We start from the raw sequence: 17,739 nt of genomic DNA on the forward strand, positions 1-17,739 counted from the left end.
CGCCCCACCCCGCATCGATCTACTGGCGCGCCCCCTCTGCCGGTCGAGCCCTGTCAATCTTCCCAGACTCGGAGACCGCTACGACTGTGGCGAGGACTACCGCACCGTGGACGTCGCGGTGCACTCGATCTGGTACCCCTCGCTCAGTCGGTAGTTGCCGGAGGTGGCTCGCCAGGGGCAGGTTGCGTGTTGCGCCACTCCTCCAGGAGAGTCACGGGATGGCACGCACCCGCAATCAGGAGATGCGCGCGAAGACCCCTTGCGCCCTGTGTGGCGAGCGGCTGTCTAGCCCCGACGGGGAGCATGTACTACCGCAAGGGTTGTTGCGCGCCCTGTTCCCGCAAGAATCTGGCCCATTTACCACCACTTGGGGGCCTAAAGAGGCGCCTCACCGGACGCTAATCGCCAGTACCTTTCAACGCGTGAAGCTGCCCTGTTGCGAACCGTGCAATAAGGAACTCAATCGCCGGTTCGAAAATCCTGGCAGTGGAACTGGCCGGCGCTTGCTCAGTGAGCTCGAGCCTTGCTTGTCAGGGGACGAATTGAAGACGGCCGCGATCTGGTTGCTCAAGACGTGGCTGCTCCTCGTACATCCAAAGACTAGCGCAAACGATGGACTACCTCAGCCCAAAGCGTGGGACAGTGCCCCACCCAGTGTGTGGACCTGGCTGGTCGACGGGTCTGACCCGCCGGAGGGTCTAACCCTCTGGGTTCAGGACGGCGCGCATCCAGTGGTCGCTCCAGGGCAGGAGCACCACCTTTTCTTGCCGTTAATCCGGGCGGATGGCCGCGAATGGCAGTTCCTAGGTTTTGCTCTAGGGTTTGCGCGGCGGTACGTGAGCCTCGTCTACCACCCTGGTTGGGCTATTGAGCATCCTGGCGTGGCGGCCGGCACAGTCAAGCAGCTCTGGCCTCTAACAGGGGCTTCGTCGCTAATCGCCTTCCCAGATACACCTGCTCCAGTCGTCCGGTTTGTTGGCGGCTCGGTCGTCGAGTTTCAAGATGGGATACTGGGACGCCGGGAGCTTCCGCCTATGGTGCCGGACGAGTTACCGGACCATCGGGTTAGGCAATGGGTTCGATACATGAGCATTTGATGGGTCCAGGCTCTAGGGCCGACGTCTGCGCCGCGCTTGAACGACGACGAGAATCGATGCGCCGAGATCGCTACCCTGCGAGTTGATCTTGATCCGTTTGCTCGCGTTTGCTGTAGCGTATAAACGCAGCTCAAGGGCTACGTTATTAATGAGCCAAGCGAACCATTAATTGCGATTAACGACCATATTGAGTGCCTAAAAGAGTGCCTTGCGGTCAGGCTTGTCGATGCCGCGGGGAACGCTCGCCATCGATCGTTGTGCCTCAGTGCCGGCTCACGACCCAGGAGCTCCCACCGATCGACGTCGGCCAGCCACTGTCGGCGGTAGAAGCTCCGTGTCGATTTGGCCGGACATGGGCGCCTACGCGCCTTCCCACCGAGGATGAGCCTCACCCCTCGGCTGGGCCGATTGCCTAGCCGACGCCCGTGCCCGGGACCCGGTTGGCAGGGGCACGGGCGGCGCTCGCGACGCCGAGCGCAGGGGCCGCCACTCCTCCGCCGAAGGGCGGAAGAGCTCCTCCGGAGGCGCGGGCGGACCCGACCCTTCGGTCTGCTTCCCGCGTGCCGGTGGCGAAGTGTCGGCCCCGACGGCGAGCATCGCCCACGTGAGAGCTGTCGTGGACGGATCGAAAGTGACCTTCTCAAGCGGAGCGGGAGCAACCTCGTTGGCTGCGGACCATGTGGATACATCTCCCCCTGCAAGGCTGCTCCGCGGGGTCGGACAGTCTGGTGAAGTCCAAATGACACACCTCGCCACTGTCGTCTTGAGGTCACCACCATTCGCTACTCCCCCGGAAAGCGCTCCCCGTCTGCGACGGCTGGCCCCTACGTGCGGGCCACCCGTCTCCGGACGGGCGGGGTCAGGTCTGCGCGCTGTTGTCGACGTGCGTCAGCTCCCGACGTGCCGTGTCCAAGTCCCTCGCCAACCGCTCGGAATCGATGCTGTGCGTTGTACTGAGATTCATCAGCCGGGTGCTGCCTCCGTGCTGGCGATCCGGGTAGTACAGCTCCGCATGCTGACATGAAGGACAGTGCAGTATTGCGACGAAGGGATCCAGGAGTAAGAGACGGCCCGAGGAGAGCCGCCCGTAGAGGAGACCGGGTTCGAGCGGCTCGGTCGATCCAAACTCGGCGCGTTCGAAGTCCGGATGGTCGCCCATCAGTGACAGCGCCTTGACGATGTGCCAGCGCTGTCGGCGCTCCCAGTCCGCGCGCTCGACTAAGAACCACTGCATCTGGCTAAGCAAGGCGCTGCCGGCCAACGCCGAATTGAGCAGGTCCTCCAACTCGGGCAGCTGCTCAGCGGCCGCCGCCGCCGTTCGAGGGCCGCGCCGATGAGCGACCCCATTGCGAATCTCCACCAACGCATCCAAGTCCCGCAGGAGGCCCTTGTTCCGCCTGGACCGCGTCGCCTCACCGACGCCGAACGGGTCCAGGTCAGCACGACGACTAGCCTCCCCGACATCGCGCAGCAGCTTCAGCCAGTGACCTGGACTGAGGCCTCGTGAGTCGAGCGCCGAGAACCAGTCCGCGGCGCCCGTAACCTGCAGCTGGCTGGACACGGCACTGGCGGCCGCAACCGCCCCGAGTGTGGCGAGCAGAGCCTCAGCGGCACGTACGGACGCGTCGTATCGCTGCAGCGGGTCCTCGACAAGCTTCATCTGCCGAAGCGAACGGGCGATCGGGTGCGGGTAGACGTCTTGGTAGGACTGCGTAGGCTCCTCCTGGCGGAGCAGTGCCTGCTCCGTCACCGTGGCACGCTCAGCCACCTGGGCTACCCGGGCGGCTACCTCTGCACCGTCCGAGGTAGTGAAGGCGTCGTCCAAAGCCGAGTTCAGGTCCTCGACGATGTTGAGCACTTGCTCGCGGACCTTCAGCACACGGCTCGCGTGTGCGGCGGCCTTCGTCGCCATCTCGATGTCGGTGTAGGGCACCGGGAGTGCCTCCAGGTCCGCGCGGCGCAGCCGCGGCATCACGGTCCCCATTGGCGGCAGTAGCCGCGACGCGACCGAGCTCCGAAGAAAGGCGACGAGGTAGTCGCCCATTGCTGGGTCCTCAGGGCGAACGACCAAGGTTCCGTTCCCCGCCACGACGCCATCGAGTTCGGCGGGAACGACCGCCCAGACGTAAGGCCGCATGTCACGTCCGACGATGTCGCCGCCCTGAAGCCGAGTCGCTCGACCGGCGACTGGCTCGATCGGTAACGATGCAAGGTCGGGTAGGGCCGGCGCCACGGCCTTGGCGGCAAGCATGGGCTCCATCGCCTCGGCACGACCTGCCGGACGGCCGGACCGGACCGTGGCCAGTTCGCTCAATGGCACGTTGCGGGCGGAGCGGTGGGCGGCTTCGATGAGGCTCAGCCGCTCGGGGTGCAACGCCTCCTCTACCCACGGGGCGCCGGCGGGCAACCGGGCGCTGAAGCCCTCCGAGAACTGCGTGGCCGGCGCGGCTCCCCCCCTCGCTGTGCGCAGCACGTCGGCTAGTCGAGTGCCCTGTCGATTGTCACGTGTCAGGCTCGCGAAGCGGGTTGGCTCTGCATCGGACGGCATCCGTGGCTCCAGCCGGAGGAGAACCTGCTGCTGGCCGAGCAGACCAGAGGGCCAAGGAACCCGGATCACGTCGCTCACGTGCACCAGGTCCAGCAACCGCGTACGTAGCTGTTCCATCCGGGCGGACGAGATCACGTGATATGGAACGGCGACTACCGCCCGCTGCAGTGGTCGGTCCGCGACAGCCACCGCCTCGGCCAGCACGAGCAGCGCGTCATCAGAGGGCGGAGGCCCCGACGCGAGCGGCATCGGCAGCACTCCGACGAATGCAGTGGCATCCGAGTGCAAGGTCAGCTGACGGCGAAGCCGCAATGGACTAGCCGACACGAACGCTGTAACGGGGTTGTCCGCATCCTCCGGCTCAAAGCCGCGGTCTAGCTCGCCGTCCGCCGGCTCCGGCAAATCGACGCCGAAGGCGACGATGATGCGGTCCTCGCGTTCAGGCTGCAGGAGCGCCTCAAGGACCGGGGCCGCCTGGGAACCGCCGAGCCCCTCTAAAACCTTGCGCCACCCAGAAACCATCGTGGACTCCTGCCCCCTCCCGTGTTCCGGCAGCATGGCAGCCGCCTGAGGCGGCACTCCGCCGGGGGACAAGAGGGGGACTTCCCTTGGTCCACCAACGTACGTAGGACGCCGTCGACAGGGGAGCTCCGTCGCCGGCGCGGCGTCAAGCTTCCTCAGCGGGACGGCCGCCCGGCCGACCCAGCCGCGCCTCAGGAGCTTGTCGCGCCGGGCAACCCGCCACCCACTCGTCTCGTCCTTCTCGTCCGCCCTTGACTGCGTGTATGCGGCCGCTGGTACGCGCCGGCCTCGCCGTCACTCTGTATCTCTAGGCACCGCCAAGCCGCCAGTTGAATCGCCTCCGCGCCCCGTTAGGTGTCCCGAGTCGCGGCCTACCCCAGCAACGTCCCCAGGGCCCAACAGTCATGATCGTGATGTCCGCCCGGCATCAAAGTCCTGCGGCGACGAGATGCTGGAGGAAGTTGGCAGCTACCTGGACACGGTCTACCGAGTCGACGAACTCACCGCCTGGAAAAGCTTGTGGAATGGGCAGAAGCCATCCTCCATCGGAGGACATAGCTCCAGCAGCGGAGCAGACCTCGTTCAGTGACTCAGCGGATCCGGGCTTTGCCCCGGTACGGACCGCGATGCCCCTCGAGATGCTGCGTAGGGCCGTCCCCGACCCGCTCAGGGTCATCCAGCGCGGGGTGGTTGAGTAGCCGTCGAACCACGGATCGACCACTTCGCTCGGACGTCCTGCTTCGCACCACACGGCGTACAAATAGGCGTCGCGGTACCGGCTCCGCTGCACGGTCTTGCGCAGCATGGTCAACTCGTAGCCCAGTCGTCCGTCGGCGCCGTAGTACATGCCGGAATTACCCTCCCGCATCGTCGAGTAGCGGACCAGGTAATAGCGCCAATCGTAATGTGAGCTGGCGATACGCGAGGCGACGAACTCATCAGCAATGGCGACGAGGGCGACCGGCGTGTCCGCTTCGGACGCCGCCACACGATCCAGAAGGGTCGCGAGCACTTGACGGACACGAGCGAGTGCGACGCGGTCACCACGATCGACTAGGAGCAGCCGCCACACGCTTTCGGTGGTGGGAGACCCGAACCGGTGGAGGTCAGAGTCGGCGTAGTCGCGCTGGTACTCGCCAGTCGCAAGGAGAGCACCAGTTAGCGCGGGCCAGTGCTGGGGCTCGAAAACCGCCTCGAACGCTTCGGCGCGGGTTTCGATCGAGGCGTCGAGGTCGAAGGCCGCCAGAGTGCCGCGCAGGATCGCGTGGTCCTCGAGGCGCGCCAGGGCCGAGGCGAGCTCGGGGTGGCGACCGCGGAACGCACGCTTCGCGACCTCGTCTGCCACCTGGTTCTGGTTGAAGGTGGCGAGGCTGGTGATATCCCCGCTCCGCATGAAGGCGTCCACTTCGCGGATGAACTTGGGCATGTTCTGCACGCGCATCTCGAACTGGGACGCTTCGTTGACGTTTCGCAGGCTCCGCAAGCGGGCCGCTGCGTCTTCGGTCTCGTGAATCCGGTGTACGAGGACGGCGAACAGGAGAAGCGTGTCGGTCAAGGAGAACAGGCGCGTCGCACCACGAGTCGCCCCGTATCTGTCACAGCAGGCGTGGAAGAGGTCAGAGGAAGGCGCGCCAAAGAGACGCGCACCGTCGCCGTGAACGGAAGTCTTGAAGACGTCGGCGAAGACCTCAGCGACTGGCGGACCTTCAACCCAGACGTCGAACGCTGCACAGATGAATTCGAGGTGCTCCCGTCGACGGGGGTTGGTGCTGGCGAGGAGAGTGCTGATCCGCTGCTCGGGCGTGAGGACCTCCGCGCCGCGGGCACGGTCTTCGCGCCACTCGCAGACCTCGATGAGAAAGTCAAAATAACGCATGAATTCGTCATCGACAACGTTGTTGTCGCCGCGATAGGGCCAGACGAGGTCTGTCCAGGCGCCATCGATGCGGTGCCCGAAGTCGTCGACGGCTCCCGCCTCCGCGACGAGTTGGCCTAGGTGGGACTTGAATGCCTCGAAGCCTGTGAGCGGCTTCCCGCGCGAGTTCATCTTGATGTAAAGGTCCTCGGCTGCGCCCATCTCGTCGATGGGCAGCAGCTGAAACCAAATGGCTGGCTTGACCCCATCCGTGAGTCGCCCCCACAGTTCCCCGGCGTCCTCGCCCGAGAAGCGCTCGGCGATGGCATCCAGGGTCACGAGCATCGCGCGGATCGTGGGATCAAAGCGCCAGAGGTGGAGGTACCAGCTTTGGTCGGTGATCCATCCGGATGGCGGCCCCGCGACGTCGCTCGGGGGCGGGTACTTCACGATGCGCTCGCAGAACAGACGAGCGCTGGGACGCGTGGTGTACGAGAAACGGTGCCACGGCTGCGCGTCATCGAGCGCACCGCATCGGGAAGCGATATACCAGTGCAGGAGGAAAAGCGTCGTTAGGCGCTGTTGGCCGTCGAGCGGTTCGAACGTGCCGTCGCGAACCTCGCCGTAGATGAAGTCCAGCCCGACCGGCGCGTCTTCAGTAAGTGCGGCGTGAAGGGCGTCGAGGAACCTGCCGCGGATCGCACTGGTCCTCGCGTCCTCACGCCCCTGGGCGTAGTCCCGCTGGATCAAGGGGATCTCGACCTGGTCGACGCGCGGAGCGCCGGCGTCCCGTGCGCCGAACATCGCGTGAAAGGTCGTGCGATAGCCGGCGAGGCTGTTGGTACTCATGCTGCGCCCTCCTCGGAATCTTCGAGCTGGTCGTTCTCCGGGATGTCTTCAAGGAGGTAGTGGTCAAGAGTCGCGCGCATGGCATCTAGGTAGGCCTCGCGGTCGCGTGGTCCCCAGAAGTGGATTTGCTGGGCTCCCGCGCTCTTGTTGTAGTACTTCAGGAAGACGTTGCGGGTGCACACAGGGATGTACGAGCCGTTCTGGTCGAGGCTGATCATATGGCGTCGCTTGACCTCGAAGACGGAGTTGCTGAGGACGCTGTTGTCGTTGCGGGACAGCAGTGCCAGGTTCGCGATCGAGTCCACCTCGTCGCGGTCGGCCGCCTCGGGGCCGTTGCTCGCGTCGGGATCGGCGCTAACCGTGAAGAGCTCGACGATCTCCCGGTGGAGCGACTCGAAGGTGTCGCTGGTGATCGTGGGCAGGGCAGCGTCGATTCGTCCCTGCAGGGCGGCGTGCTGGTCGGATGAGATGTCCAGGGCGTCCAGGGCCTTTCGGTGTTCCTTTAGCCAGGACGTCCACTGCTCGACCGTGTTGAGACCCTGCGAGTTCTGGGCGTGGATGTGTTCCAGGGACCAAAGCCGGCGCGCATGCGCGCTGAAGGAATAGCGCTCGGACGAGTGCTCGTTGCGGCGCACGGTCTCGACGTTCATAAGCAGGAGCACCCGTCCTGCCTTGCTGCCGCCGCCATACGTCAGCGCGGCGACCCCGTGCCAGGGGAGGTTGAGACTCTTCGTGATGAGCACATTGAGGGCAGCCTCGAATTCAGATTTGGCGATGCCCCGGGCCAGCGTCACGATGTCGAAAAAGGATGCGCGCCTCGCCGCGACCAGGTACCCGATCTTGTGGAAGAGGTTGCGGTCGTCGTACCAGCCGAGGACAAGTGAGTGCAGGTCTACTACCTGGTCCCACAACTCCTGGGGGGCAGCCGCGATGAGTGGCCGGAGCGTCTCAAACGTCTGGAAGAGGGCGCGGTGCTCCGGCCGCCCTCCTGACATGAAGTCCGCGACTGTGTCGAGCAGCAGCTCAATCCGCGTAGCCCCGCCAGTAGAAGAGCCGGTGGCAAAGGCCCACACCTCCGGTGACTGCAGATCGCGCTCGATGCTGTCCCACTGGGCCGCGGTCTCGTGCTCACGTTTGATACGGGAGAGCAGCGATGCCTTGACGAGCTCAGCGTCCGTGAGGGGGATCCTCCCAACGTTGAGCCGCGTGAATAGGGCCCGCGAGTCGAACTCCGGCTGTTGCGGCGCCTCATACCAGATGACGTAGACGGTGCTCGTCAGCGCCTTGTAGAGGTCGATGGCAGCGGCCGTCGCGTCCTCCTGCTCCTCGAACCAAGCCTGCACGATGGTGAAAGCGCCGTACATGTGGAAGTAGTCGATGTTCCCCAGGCTCGCCGCCGCCTGCGGCTCGTCGAGGTACGCCGCACTCCCGGGCCGGGTCTCGTACGTGAGCGTGTAGCGGAGCTCCGTGCGCGGCAGGAACTCTTTGATCGTCCGCAGGACGAGGTAGAGCGTCGTGAGGCGCTGCTGTCCGTCCACGAGCTCCCAGCGGCCGTCTTCCATTGGCTTCACGACGACCGGCTGGAGGTAATACTCGGCGGTCCCGGCCTCCTTGATGTCGTCGAGGAGGCGACGGACCTCGTCCGCCCCCCACCGGTAGCCACGTTGATAGTCCGGAACGAAGAACGTCCCTTCGAGATCACCAACCTTGCGGGGCCTGAGGATCGCCGGGGTGCCGAGGTGCATGCTGGCCATCCTGACGGCAAGAACCGACAGCCGTCGGACGCCACGGCGGCGAGCTTGTCAGTCGGGGCCCGTGTTCCTCCTGGGGCTGGCACCGGCCCGTCTAGCTTGATGACCCGGTCCGGCGGCGGCGACAGAAACTTCCTTCATGCCACACCGACGCTGACGACTCGAGCACTCCTCCTCAATCCTCGTCATGCGCGCGCCATAAGAAGGCCGAGTGCAGACCGGGCAGTGTCCGCCAGCCGATGCATCCCCCGATGTCCGTGAAGGCATCGTCCATGCGGCTGATAACTGCCTCCGCCGTGTCCGCCGTGAGCAGGTCGACCTCAGTGCCCTGGGAAACGAAGGTCTCCATTCGCTGCCGCGCCATCGCATCGTTGTGGACCAAGTAGTTCCGCCACGCGTTCAACCACCGCAGCGTTTCGATTGTCTTCTCGTCGAGTTCACGGCTTGCGGATCCGGCGATGGCTCGTGGCGCCTCCTGCCAACGAGGGATCCAGCCGCGGCGACTTGGTTCGACTTCAGCGAGGTGGTAGGCCCAGTGGATCCAGCCCTCGGCGGCAGCCTGGGCCAGCACGATGGTCTCGACGGTGGCGTCAATCTCGCGCAGGCGGCGTTCCCGGCCGCCCGTCCCGACCGACTGGATAGCCCGGCGACGAGCCTGGTGCGCTGTGGCGCAGCTGCGCCGGTACAGCATCACGGCCGGCACGAACTCTGCGGACACCGGCCCAAGACCAAACTCTCCGGCCATCCGGGGCCTCCCGAATCAAGGGACTTGTACCGCTGACTGGTCAGATCAGAGCGAATCTTTGAGGCACCGGAAACGTCACGTCACGTTTCCCATCCAAAGGCGCGACCCCTTACGGGCGAGCTGGCTCTTTAGCTCCTCGTACTCCGGCATGGCCCGAGCGAGCAGCTGCCAGAACGCCGGCCCGTGGTGCGATTCCCGGAGATGGGCCAGCTCGTGGACGAGCACGTAGTCCACCAGCGCCGGCGGCAGTTGGAAGGTGGCCCAGTGCAGCCGCACACGCCCGTGCGCAGAGGCGCTCCCCCACTTGTGTCCGAGATTGGCCACCGAGATGGCCTGCGGCTCGACGCGGAGCCGTTCGGCCCACGACCGGGTGCGCGGCCTGAGCCAGGCCTCCCCTCGCCGGCGGTACCACTCGATGATCGCCTCGGGGCCCGCGTCGGCTTTCACGCGCGGAAGCAGGAGGCGCCCGCGCTCGAGCCGCACGTCGGTCGCGTCGTCAGAGAGCTGCAGGCGATAGCTGCGGCCGAGGTAGGAAAAGCCCTCGCCGTCCACCATCTCCTTGGTGACCGGCTGGTGCTGGAGGGCCTCCTTCTCGGAGAGCTTGCGGTAGACCCATGCCCGCTTGGAGATCAGGAACTGTTCGAGCTCGTCCGCGGCCACGTCGCTGTCAGCCCGCAGACGGAGCGAGCCGTCTGCCTCGATCGTGAGCCGGGCCTTGCGGCCGCTCCCGGCCCTCTCGACAGAGACCCGGATGCCATCGAGGTGGAGGACCAGCGCGTTCACGAGGCCCTCCCGCCACCGAGCCGCTCGGCGATCAGCGGCTGATTGGCCTTGGCCAGCTCCATGAGGCGGTCCGCGATGGCGGCCTGCTCCTCGAATGGGAACAGGTCGCGGTCATCGAGGGTGTGGACGAGCTCCTTACGCAGGTCGTCCTGCGCATGGGGGTTGTGCCAGAAGCGCACGATGCCGGCGTGGTCCACGACCTCCATCACGATCCGCTCGGACAGGTACACGAGGTCGATGCGGACTTTACCGGGGAGGTCGGCGCCGGTCGCGAACTCGGCCTCCAGCAGGCCGTAGAAGCGAGCCACCAGCGGGTCGTGGTGTACGGCGTCCTTGTCGACCTCGTCGGTGGCGCCTTTGAGTAGCTCTTCTAGCGCGAGCGTGAGCTCATCCCACTTGCCCGTGAGCCCCTTGAGGATCTCGTCCAGCCGCTCGGAGAGCTTCGTGTAGCGAGCCGGATCCTCGTCGAAGTTCTTCCTGATGTGGAACCGCAGGGCGTGTTCCATCTCCGACGCCTTGGCCTTGGCCGACGGGAGGCCTTTGACCTTGGCGAGGAAGTCCGGATCGGTCACCGACACCGGAGGGATCTTGGTGGCGATGTCCAGCGCGGTGACGTGCTCATCGATGAGCGCGCGCACCTTCTCGCCGTAGAGGGACGGGTCAAAGTCGCCGAGCCCGTCGTCGCGGTAGCGGCGGCTAGCCACCTTCTGAATGACCCCGAACCGCTTGGCGTCGGGCACGAAGGGCAGCGCCTCCGGCCGCGGCAGGACGGTGTCGAGGGTGCTGAGGAACTGCTTGAGCAGCACGCCAAAGCGGGCGCGCAGCGCCTCATCGGCGAGCACCTCGACGCACGCTTCGATGTCCTCGTCCTCATCGAAAGTCTCGATGCCGGCCTGGGCGAAGACGGCGACGACTCGGTGGTGCCGGTCCCGCAGCTTCGGCACTTCGTCCTTGATGGACGCCAGCGCGCCGACCGCGTCCTCGGCATCCTCCGGCGCGTACGCCTGCAGGGCCCGCTGCAGGTGGGCACCAACTCCGAAGTAGTCGACGAGCAACCCGGCCTGCTTACCGGGGGCGGTCCGGTTGACACGGGCGATGGCCTGCAGCAGTTCGGCGTCCTGGATGAAGCGGTCGAGATAGAGCGCCTGCTCGACCGGAGCGTCGAACCCGGTCAGCAGCATGGTGCGAACGATTAGGAAGGCGATCGGGCTGGTCTGGTCCCCCGCCGGCCCCAGCGGCTTCTTGAAGTCGGCGATGACGGCGTCCTGGCGTGCCTTGTCCGTCCACTGGGCCCACGTCGGGTCGTCGTTGTGGCTGCCGGAGATCACCGGGATGAAGTCGAGGTCGCGGATGAGCGGGAGATGCGGCAGCGCCCGCACCAGCACCCGCGTGCGGCGGTCGAGCGCGTCGATATCCAGGCTGCCGTCGGACACGCCGGTCACGAGATGGTCGGATAGCGCGCTGATCTGACCGACGAGGTCGTCACGGGCCGCGAGTAGCGCGGTGCGGTACCGGACTGTCGCCCGGCGGCTGGTCGCGGCGAGCTGGGCCTTGAATCCGCCGGGCATGACGGTGGAGACGTAGTGCCACAGCATGGACTTCGCCTTGGCCGCGATCAGCTTCGGCGCTTCCAGGACCGCGCCCGTCGTGGCATACCGCGCCTTGAGCTTCTCCAGCTCGTCAGCCGGGTGCTCAACGAACATGTCCTCGAACAGCTCATCGAGGTCGCTGCCGCCGGCCACGGCTCCCTTCGCCGTGCGGCCTTCGTAGAAGATTGGCACGACGGCGCCGTCGCTCTCGGCCTGACGGATCGTGTACTTGTCGATGAAGTCGCCAAAGATCGCCGTGGTGCGCTTCTTGCCCTCGCGCATGATCGGTGTGCCGGTGAAGCCGATCTTGGCGGCGTTGGGCAGCGCGGCCATCAGGTTGGCGTGCAGGGTCGAGGTCTGGGAGCGGTGCGCTTCGTCGACCAGGATCACGACGGTCTCGTCGGTATTCAGGACGCCCAGCGACTCCTGCGACTCATCGTCGGCGAGCTGGATGTCCTTGCCTTCGGCCTGCTGCGCGTCGGTGTCGCGGTACTTCTGGATCATGGCGAACACCAGGGCCGGCCCCTTCTCGGCCAGCACCTTGCGGAGCTTGCTCGCCTTCCGGGCGCGCTCCACCCCCTCGCCCGAGAGCTTGGCGGTCTCGGCGAGCTGCTTTTCCAGGTCGGTGCGGTCGGTGACAACCACGACCTTGAAGGCCCGCAGCACCGAATCCGAGCGCATCGCCCGCACGAGAAAGACCATGGTGAGCGACTTCCCGGAGCCCTGCGTGTGCCAGATAAGGCCACCGCGGCGGTCACTCTCGCCGTCCTGCTGCCGCGTCTTGCCCGTGCGCAGTCGCCGCAGCGCCCGGCCGACCGCGCGGTACTGCTGATACCGCGCCACGATCTTGACGCGCTTGCCACCAGCCTCCGTGAACAGCGTGAAGTGCCGAACGATGTCCAGGAGGTTCGCGGGGCTGAGCATGCCGGCGACGAGCAGCTCCTGACCCGACAGCTGCGATACGGGCTTGCCGAGCGACTGGGCGAGATCGTCACGCGACATGGGGGCGCTGTCTCGCCACTCCAGGTAGTGCTCGGCCCCTGCCGTGAAAGTGCCGACGCGCGCCCTTTCCCCGTACGTGGAGACGACGAACTGGTTGGTCCAGAAGAGCTGCTCGTTGCCCTCAGGTGCTCCCAGATCGCGCTGGTTGGCGTAGCGGCGGAGCTGGTTGATTCCCTCGGCCATCGGGTCGGTGACGTAGGGGCTCTTGCACTCGATCACGACCAGCGGGATGCCATTGACGAAGAGCACGACGTCGGGGACGACGAACTTCTTCGCCTGGCCACCAGGCTCGTCCACCCGGAACTGGTTGATGGCCAGGAAGTCGTTGTTGGACGGCTTGTCGAAGTCGATGAACCTGATCCGCTGCGTTCGCCCCTGATCCCAGTCCGGAAGCCCCGCGACAGACACGCCCTCAAGAAGGCGCTCAGTCATCCGCTCGTTGAGCTCGATGAGCTTGCCTACTTCAGACCGGGTCAGTGATGAGACCGCCTCGGAGAGCCGGGATTCGTCGAGCCATGGCGAGCCGTCAGGGCCCGGGTTGATCTTGAAGAGAGCTGCGCGGAGCCGCCCCTCCAAGAGCGAGCCACGGAAGGAGTCCCGCCCGGTCACCGACGGATCCGACTTTGAACCCTCGATGAGCTCCCAGCCAAGCCCCTCCAGCTGATCCAGCAGTGGCTTTTCGGCTTCTGTGTACTCGGGGCCCGAGGTCATGACTGGCCCCCAGTCCCCACCCGAACGCGTCCGGATAGGAGGTCTGCAGCCAAGCCCTGCTTAAGCGATTTGAGCGCGGCCAGCTCATCACGCGTGCGATCTAGATCGACATCGACGAGGCGCAGGCGATGCGCGATCTCCTCCTGCTCCCCAAGGGGCGGGACGGTGACGCGAAGCTTGCGGAAATAGGGTAGGCCGATTGTCTGGATAGTACTTCCGAGAGCGATTCCTTCGAATGACCGCTTCATAGACTGCAGCCAGTAGTACAGATAGACGTTGTTCAGTTCGCGCCCCACCTGCCAAGCCATGAAGTGCTGACTAACGGCCATGTCTTCGGCGAGAATCGCACTCTTCCCCACCCCGGCGTCTCGGCTCAAGATAACGGTTCCGGCAGGGTGTAGGACCGCCGATGAGTTTGCGATACCCGCTTGGCTTATCTGCTTATCTGTGTCTTCTATAGAGAACCGGTCCAGCTTGGAAGAGTCGGCGAGCGAGACCCACTTTATGCCACCGTTCCAATACGACGGAACATTTCTGTTGGGCGTGTGACCGCTACCCCTCCTGGCAAAGGTATCAAGCAAGCCAACACGCCACGCCTTGGGCCGCAATCCGTAGACGCCGTCGGCATAAAGCGCCACGCTTTGCTTCGGTGACGGGCGCAGCCGTCCTGAAGGCGCAATTCCACGCGTCATCAGGTCGGACAGGAGGCCCGACCTGATGACAGACAGTTTCTCGGCGATGCTCTGCGTTACAGAGATCTGAGCGTCGACTGTGTCTAGAACGGCCGCGATTCGGCACTGTTCGCCGAGCGGCGGTACGGGCACTTCGATCTGCCCGAATTGATTGCCGGAAATCTCGAGGAAGGTTGTACCCGATGCGCGACGCACGATCTCACGATTCAGTGTCGCAAGAAGGTGGTAGTAGAAGTCGGGCTGGGCGCGACCAGAGAAGACAATGGCTTTGAAGCCTTGGTTTGTAGTCACCGGGCCCTTGGTGAGAGCGACCAGACCAAGGGTTGCACGGGTAGTCACAAGAAGGGAGTTCGAAGGAATTAGTCGAGCGCCTGAACTTGCGAGCCCTGCATTGGTAATCGTGTCTGCGGTCTCACTTAGGTACTTGTCCTGAAGTCCGGTCAGTTCGCCCGGCGTGACCCAAGGAATGCCTCCTCCCCAATACTGGGGAGCTTCCCGAGAGGGGGTGCCGCCTCCAACAATCATTTCTGCGATTCCGTTGATGGTTGTGCGGTCCCACTCCTTCGCCACGTCACTCATATCCGAGCTCCCTCAGGAAGCCGGCAAGCGCCGTGGCGGCAGCGTCACGCTCGGCTTCAAGCGCTGAGAGCGGCGTCTGGTACTTGCCCCACCAGGTTTCAAAGGCCGAGATCACCGCCCGACGGTGCCGGGTGATGCGTTCCTGGGCCTCGGCCAGCAAGTCATTTTCCATGCCGTCAAGCACAATCTGACGCGCAGTCGTGTCATCGACGGCCACACTGGCTACTGCGAGGCGATCAGCGAAGGCCGCCTTCCCCGTCCTGAGCTGCTTCTTGGTAGCTGTTAGTGTGCTCTTCAGCTTCTTAAGTCCCGCGGGCGACAGAGCGTCTTCGGCTGACTCTCCGACGCCATCATCCTCATCATCGAGGGCAGAGGCCGCCTTGATCGTGCTGTCCAGTTCGGCCACCTCCGCCTCCAGAGCGGCCAATCGGTCGAGGTACTCAGGAAGGAGTGCCTTAGCCACCTTGTGGTCAAGTGGGTCGACCTTGGCCTTTTCCTCTTCCAGAGCATCGAGCACCGTCGCGACCCATGCCTCGACGAGGCCCTTGTAGCCGAGGGTCGCGAGCGCCTTGAGGTCCGGCAGGCTCTTCCCCCACCAGGAGGCGAGAACGCCACTCACGGCAAAGCGATCGAGCAGGGGTGTCGCTTGCAGGGCCGACCGGAACGTTCCGATCAGGTCCTTACGGAGCTCAACAAGATCCGCAACGGTCTCCAGCTTGTCGAAGCGGGGCTCCTCGTCCTTCCACCACCGCTCGATGGCCGCCTGCACCGACGCCTCAGCGGCGACGACGCCGGGGTCGCCTTCGACGAGGCGACGCAAGTCTCTCCGCTCGGCCACCGAGTCGGCGTACTTCAGGTATCCCTCTGTCTTGGGGACGAACAGGTGCTGCGGCTTCATGCCGTGCGCGGCGAACAGTTCGGCCTTGGCCTCGACCTCCCCGATCGGGATGCCGCCGTGCAAGTGGGCCCGGACGTCCTGCGGCTCAGGCTCGGGCGTGGTGTCGACGTAGCGGCGGATGTTGAGGTTGTCGTCGTTCTCAGCCAGCTCCTGGCGACTGACCACGCGAGCGAACCCGGAAACGTCCTCGAAGGCGCGGAAGGCGGAGAGGATCTTCTCGACGTGCTCCGGCTCCAGATAGTTCTGCGCTCTGCCTTCGCGGAAGTCGCGGTCGGCGTTAATGAAGAGCACCTTGTCCTTGCGCTCCGCCTGCTTGGACCCGAGGGGCCGCAGCACCAGGATGCAGGCCGGGATGCCCGTGCCGTAGAAGAGCTGCGGGCCAAGGCCGATCACCGCCTCGACCATGTCATCGTTGAGGAAGCCGGTGCGGATCCTGCCCTCGTCGCCGCCGCGAAAGAGCACCCCGTGCGGCATGATGGTCGTGACCATGCCGCCCGGCCGCGTGACCGCCAGCATGTGCTGGACGAACATCAGGTCGGCCTTCTTGCCCTTCTCGGGCGTGTAGCCGTAGCGGAACCGCTCCGGGAACGGGATCCCGTCGGCGGCGTAGTTCATGGAGAACGGCGGGTTGGTGATCACCCGGTCGAACCGCTGGAGCTCTCCCCCGCTGATGTGCGCCGGGTCCTCCAGGGTGCCGTCGTCGTTGTTGCGGAGGTCGGCGTCCGGGATGCCGTGCAGGAGCATGTTCATCTTGGAGATGGCCCACACGCTGCCGTCGCGCTCCTGGCCGGCGAGGGCCAGATTGCGCCCGTCACCGCCGCTCTCCTCGACGTACTCCTTGGAAAGGATCAGCATGCCGCCCGAGCCCGTGCACGGGTCGTAGACGCTCATGCCCTCATGGGGATCGGCGATCTGAACCATGAGCCGGACGACGTCGCGGGGCGTGTAGAACTCACCCCCCTTCTTGCCGGCCGAGTCAGCGAAGTCGCGGATCAGGTACTCGTAGGCGGCGCCGAGCAGGTCAGGAAACTCGAAGTCATTCTGGCGCAGCGGAACCTTGTTGAAGTGCATGATCAGTTCACGCAGCTTCTTGTCCGACATCGACGACTGCCCGACCTTGCGAGTGAAGTCGATGTGCTGCAGGACGCCGTCCAGCGACCGGTTCTCGTGCTCCAGCGCTTGCAGCGCCTTGTTGAGCTCGCTGCCGACCCCGTGGTGTGCGTGATCGCGGATCTGCGCCCACCGCGCGCGTGTAGGGACGTAGAAGGTCTTGTAGAAGGATGGCGATTCGGCGCGCTGCTCAGCCTCGGCCTGTGAGCGCCCGCGGGCCAGCTGCACGGCGACTACTTGCTGCCGCTCGTCCTCGAACTGATCCGAGGCGTACTTCAGGAACAGCATGCCGAAGATGTATTCCTTGTACGCGGAGGCCTCCATCGAGCCCCGCAGTACGTCGGCCGCGGCGAAGAGGTGCCGCTCCAGCTGGGGCAGCGTCAGCCGCGCCATCAGCGATCGCTCCCGTCAGTGAGTTGCTCAGCCTCGATCGCCCAGCACCAGGCGTCTACGCCCCTCGTCATCAGAACGGACCGCACCGACATCAGACTGCTCGCCCTCCCAGGTAGCCGACGGAGGCGCGGCGGGATCCACGGACGGTCCCGGCGGGGCTACACGCAGCGACCCTAGGCGCCCAGACCGACAGATGCGGAACGCCACACGCCTGCATCCCGCCACTCGCGGTGGCCATCGCTCACTCTTGCCGCTTCCAGACTGCCAGCCGGCTCCACTGACTGGCGCGTAGGTGCCCGGGTTGCGGCACCGCCTATGGGCGTGGCTGAAGGGCAGTTGGAACAGCACCTCCGTGACGTTGGAAACCGCGGTGCATCGTCCTTCGGCGCACCGGACCTGTCCTCGGCGCAGCAGCCAGGGATGCCAGCAACGACTCCGCCACCTCCACCAGGCCGCCTAGGCTCGCGAACCGCACGATCCAGGAACAGGCCAAGATCGAACCATCCGACACACCTCCTGCACCCAGGCCTGTCGTTGCGTCGTGACGGTTCGGGGTGACGTTGGCTAGGACGTTCGTCCGGACCGTCGACGACGTGAGCAGACGCCGGAATGCAT

General features: G+C 65.3%; 8 protein-coding genes. All 8 read right to left on the reverse strand.

All coding sequences use genetic code 11. The annotated features are described in order from the left end of the window. Positions 1–1,956: 1,956 nt before the first annotated feature. Positions 1,957–4,167, reverse strand: a complete 2,211-nt coding sequence (locus FHL79_RS04070) for a restriction endonuclease subunit S domain-containing protein (RefSeq protein WP_138757344.1) — start codon at positions 4,165–4,167, stop codon at positions 1,957–1,959. A gap of 427 nt (positions 4,168–4,594) precedes the next feature. Continuing rightward, positions 4,595–6,871 carry a DUF262 domain-containing protein gene (locus FHL79_RS04075; protein WP_138757345.1) on the reverse strand — a complete coding sequence of 759 codons (2,277 nt, stop codon included), beginning with the start codon at positions 6,869–6,871 and terminating at the stop codon, positions 4,595–4,597. Beyond that, entirely contained in the window at positions 6,868–8,616 is a 1,749-nt protein-coding gene (locus FHL79_RS04080) for a DUF262 domain-containing protein (protein WP_138757346.1), read from the reverse strand. Before FHL79_RS04080 ends, FHL79_RS04075 begins: the two co-directional genes overlap by 4 nt. Positions 8,617–8,797: 181 nt before the next feature. Next, positions 8,798–9,340, reverse strand: a complete 543-nt coding sequence (locus FHL79_RS04085) for a hypothetical protein (protein ID WP_138757347.1) — start codon at positions 9,338–9,340, stop codon at positions 8,798–8,800. A gap of 102 nt (positions 9,341–9,442) precedes the next feature. After that, positions 9,443–10,150 (reverse strand): M48 family metallopeptidase, encoded by a 708-nt coding sequence (locus FHL79_RS04090; protein ID WP_171058003.1) that lies wholly within the window; start codon positions 10,148–10,150, stop codon positions 9,443–9,445. Beyond that, on the reverse strand, positions 10,147–13,452 hold the full coding sequence (locus FHL79_RS04095; protein WP_138757348.1) for a type I restriction endonuclease subunit R: 3,306 nt from the start codon (positions 13,450–13,452) through the stop codon (positions 10,147–10,149). The genes FHL79_RS04090 and FHL79_RS04095 overlap by 4 nt, the downstream gene beginning before the upstream one ends. Then, complete coding sequence (locus FHL79_RS04100; RefSeq protein WP_138757349.1) at positions 13,449–14,723, reverse strand: restriction endonuclease subunit S; 1,275 nt, start codon at positions 14,721–14,723, stop codon at positions 13,449–13,451. The genes FHL79_RS04095 and FHL79_RS04100 overlap by 4 nt, the downstream gene beginning before the upstream one ends. Then, positions 14,716–17,124, reverse strand: a complete 2,409-nt coding sequence (locus tag FHL79_RS04105; RefSeq protein WP_138757350.1) for a type I restriction-modification system subunit M — start codon at positions 17,122–17,124, stop codon at positions 14,716–14,718. Before FHL79_RS04105 ends, FHL79_RS04100 begins: the two co-directional genes overlap by 8 nt. Positions 17,125–17,739 lie beyond the last annotated feature (615 nt).

This window comes from Modestobacter altitudinis (assembly GCF_005930475.1).
Lineage (GTDB): Bacteria > Actinomycetota > Actinomycetes > Mycobacteriales > Geodermatophilaceae > Modestobacter > Modestobacter altitudinis.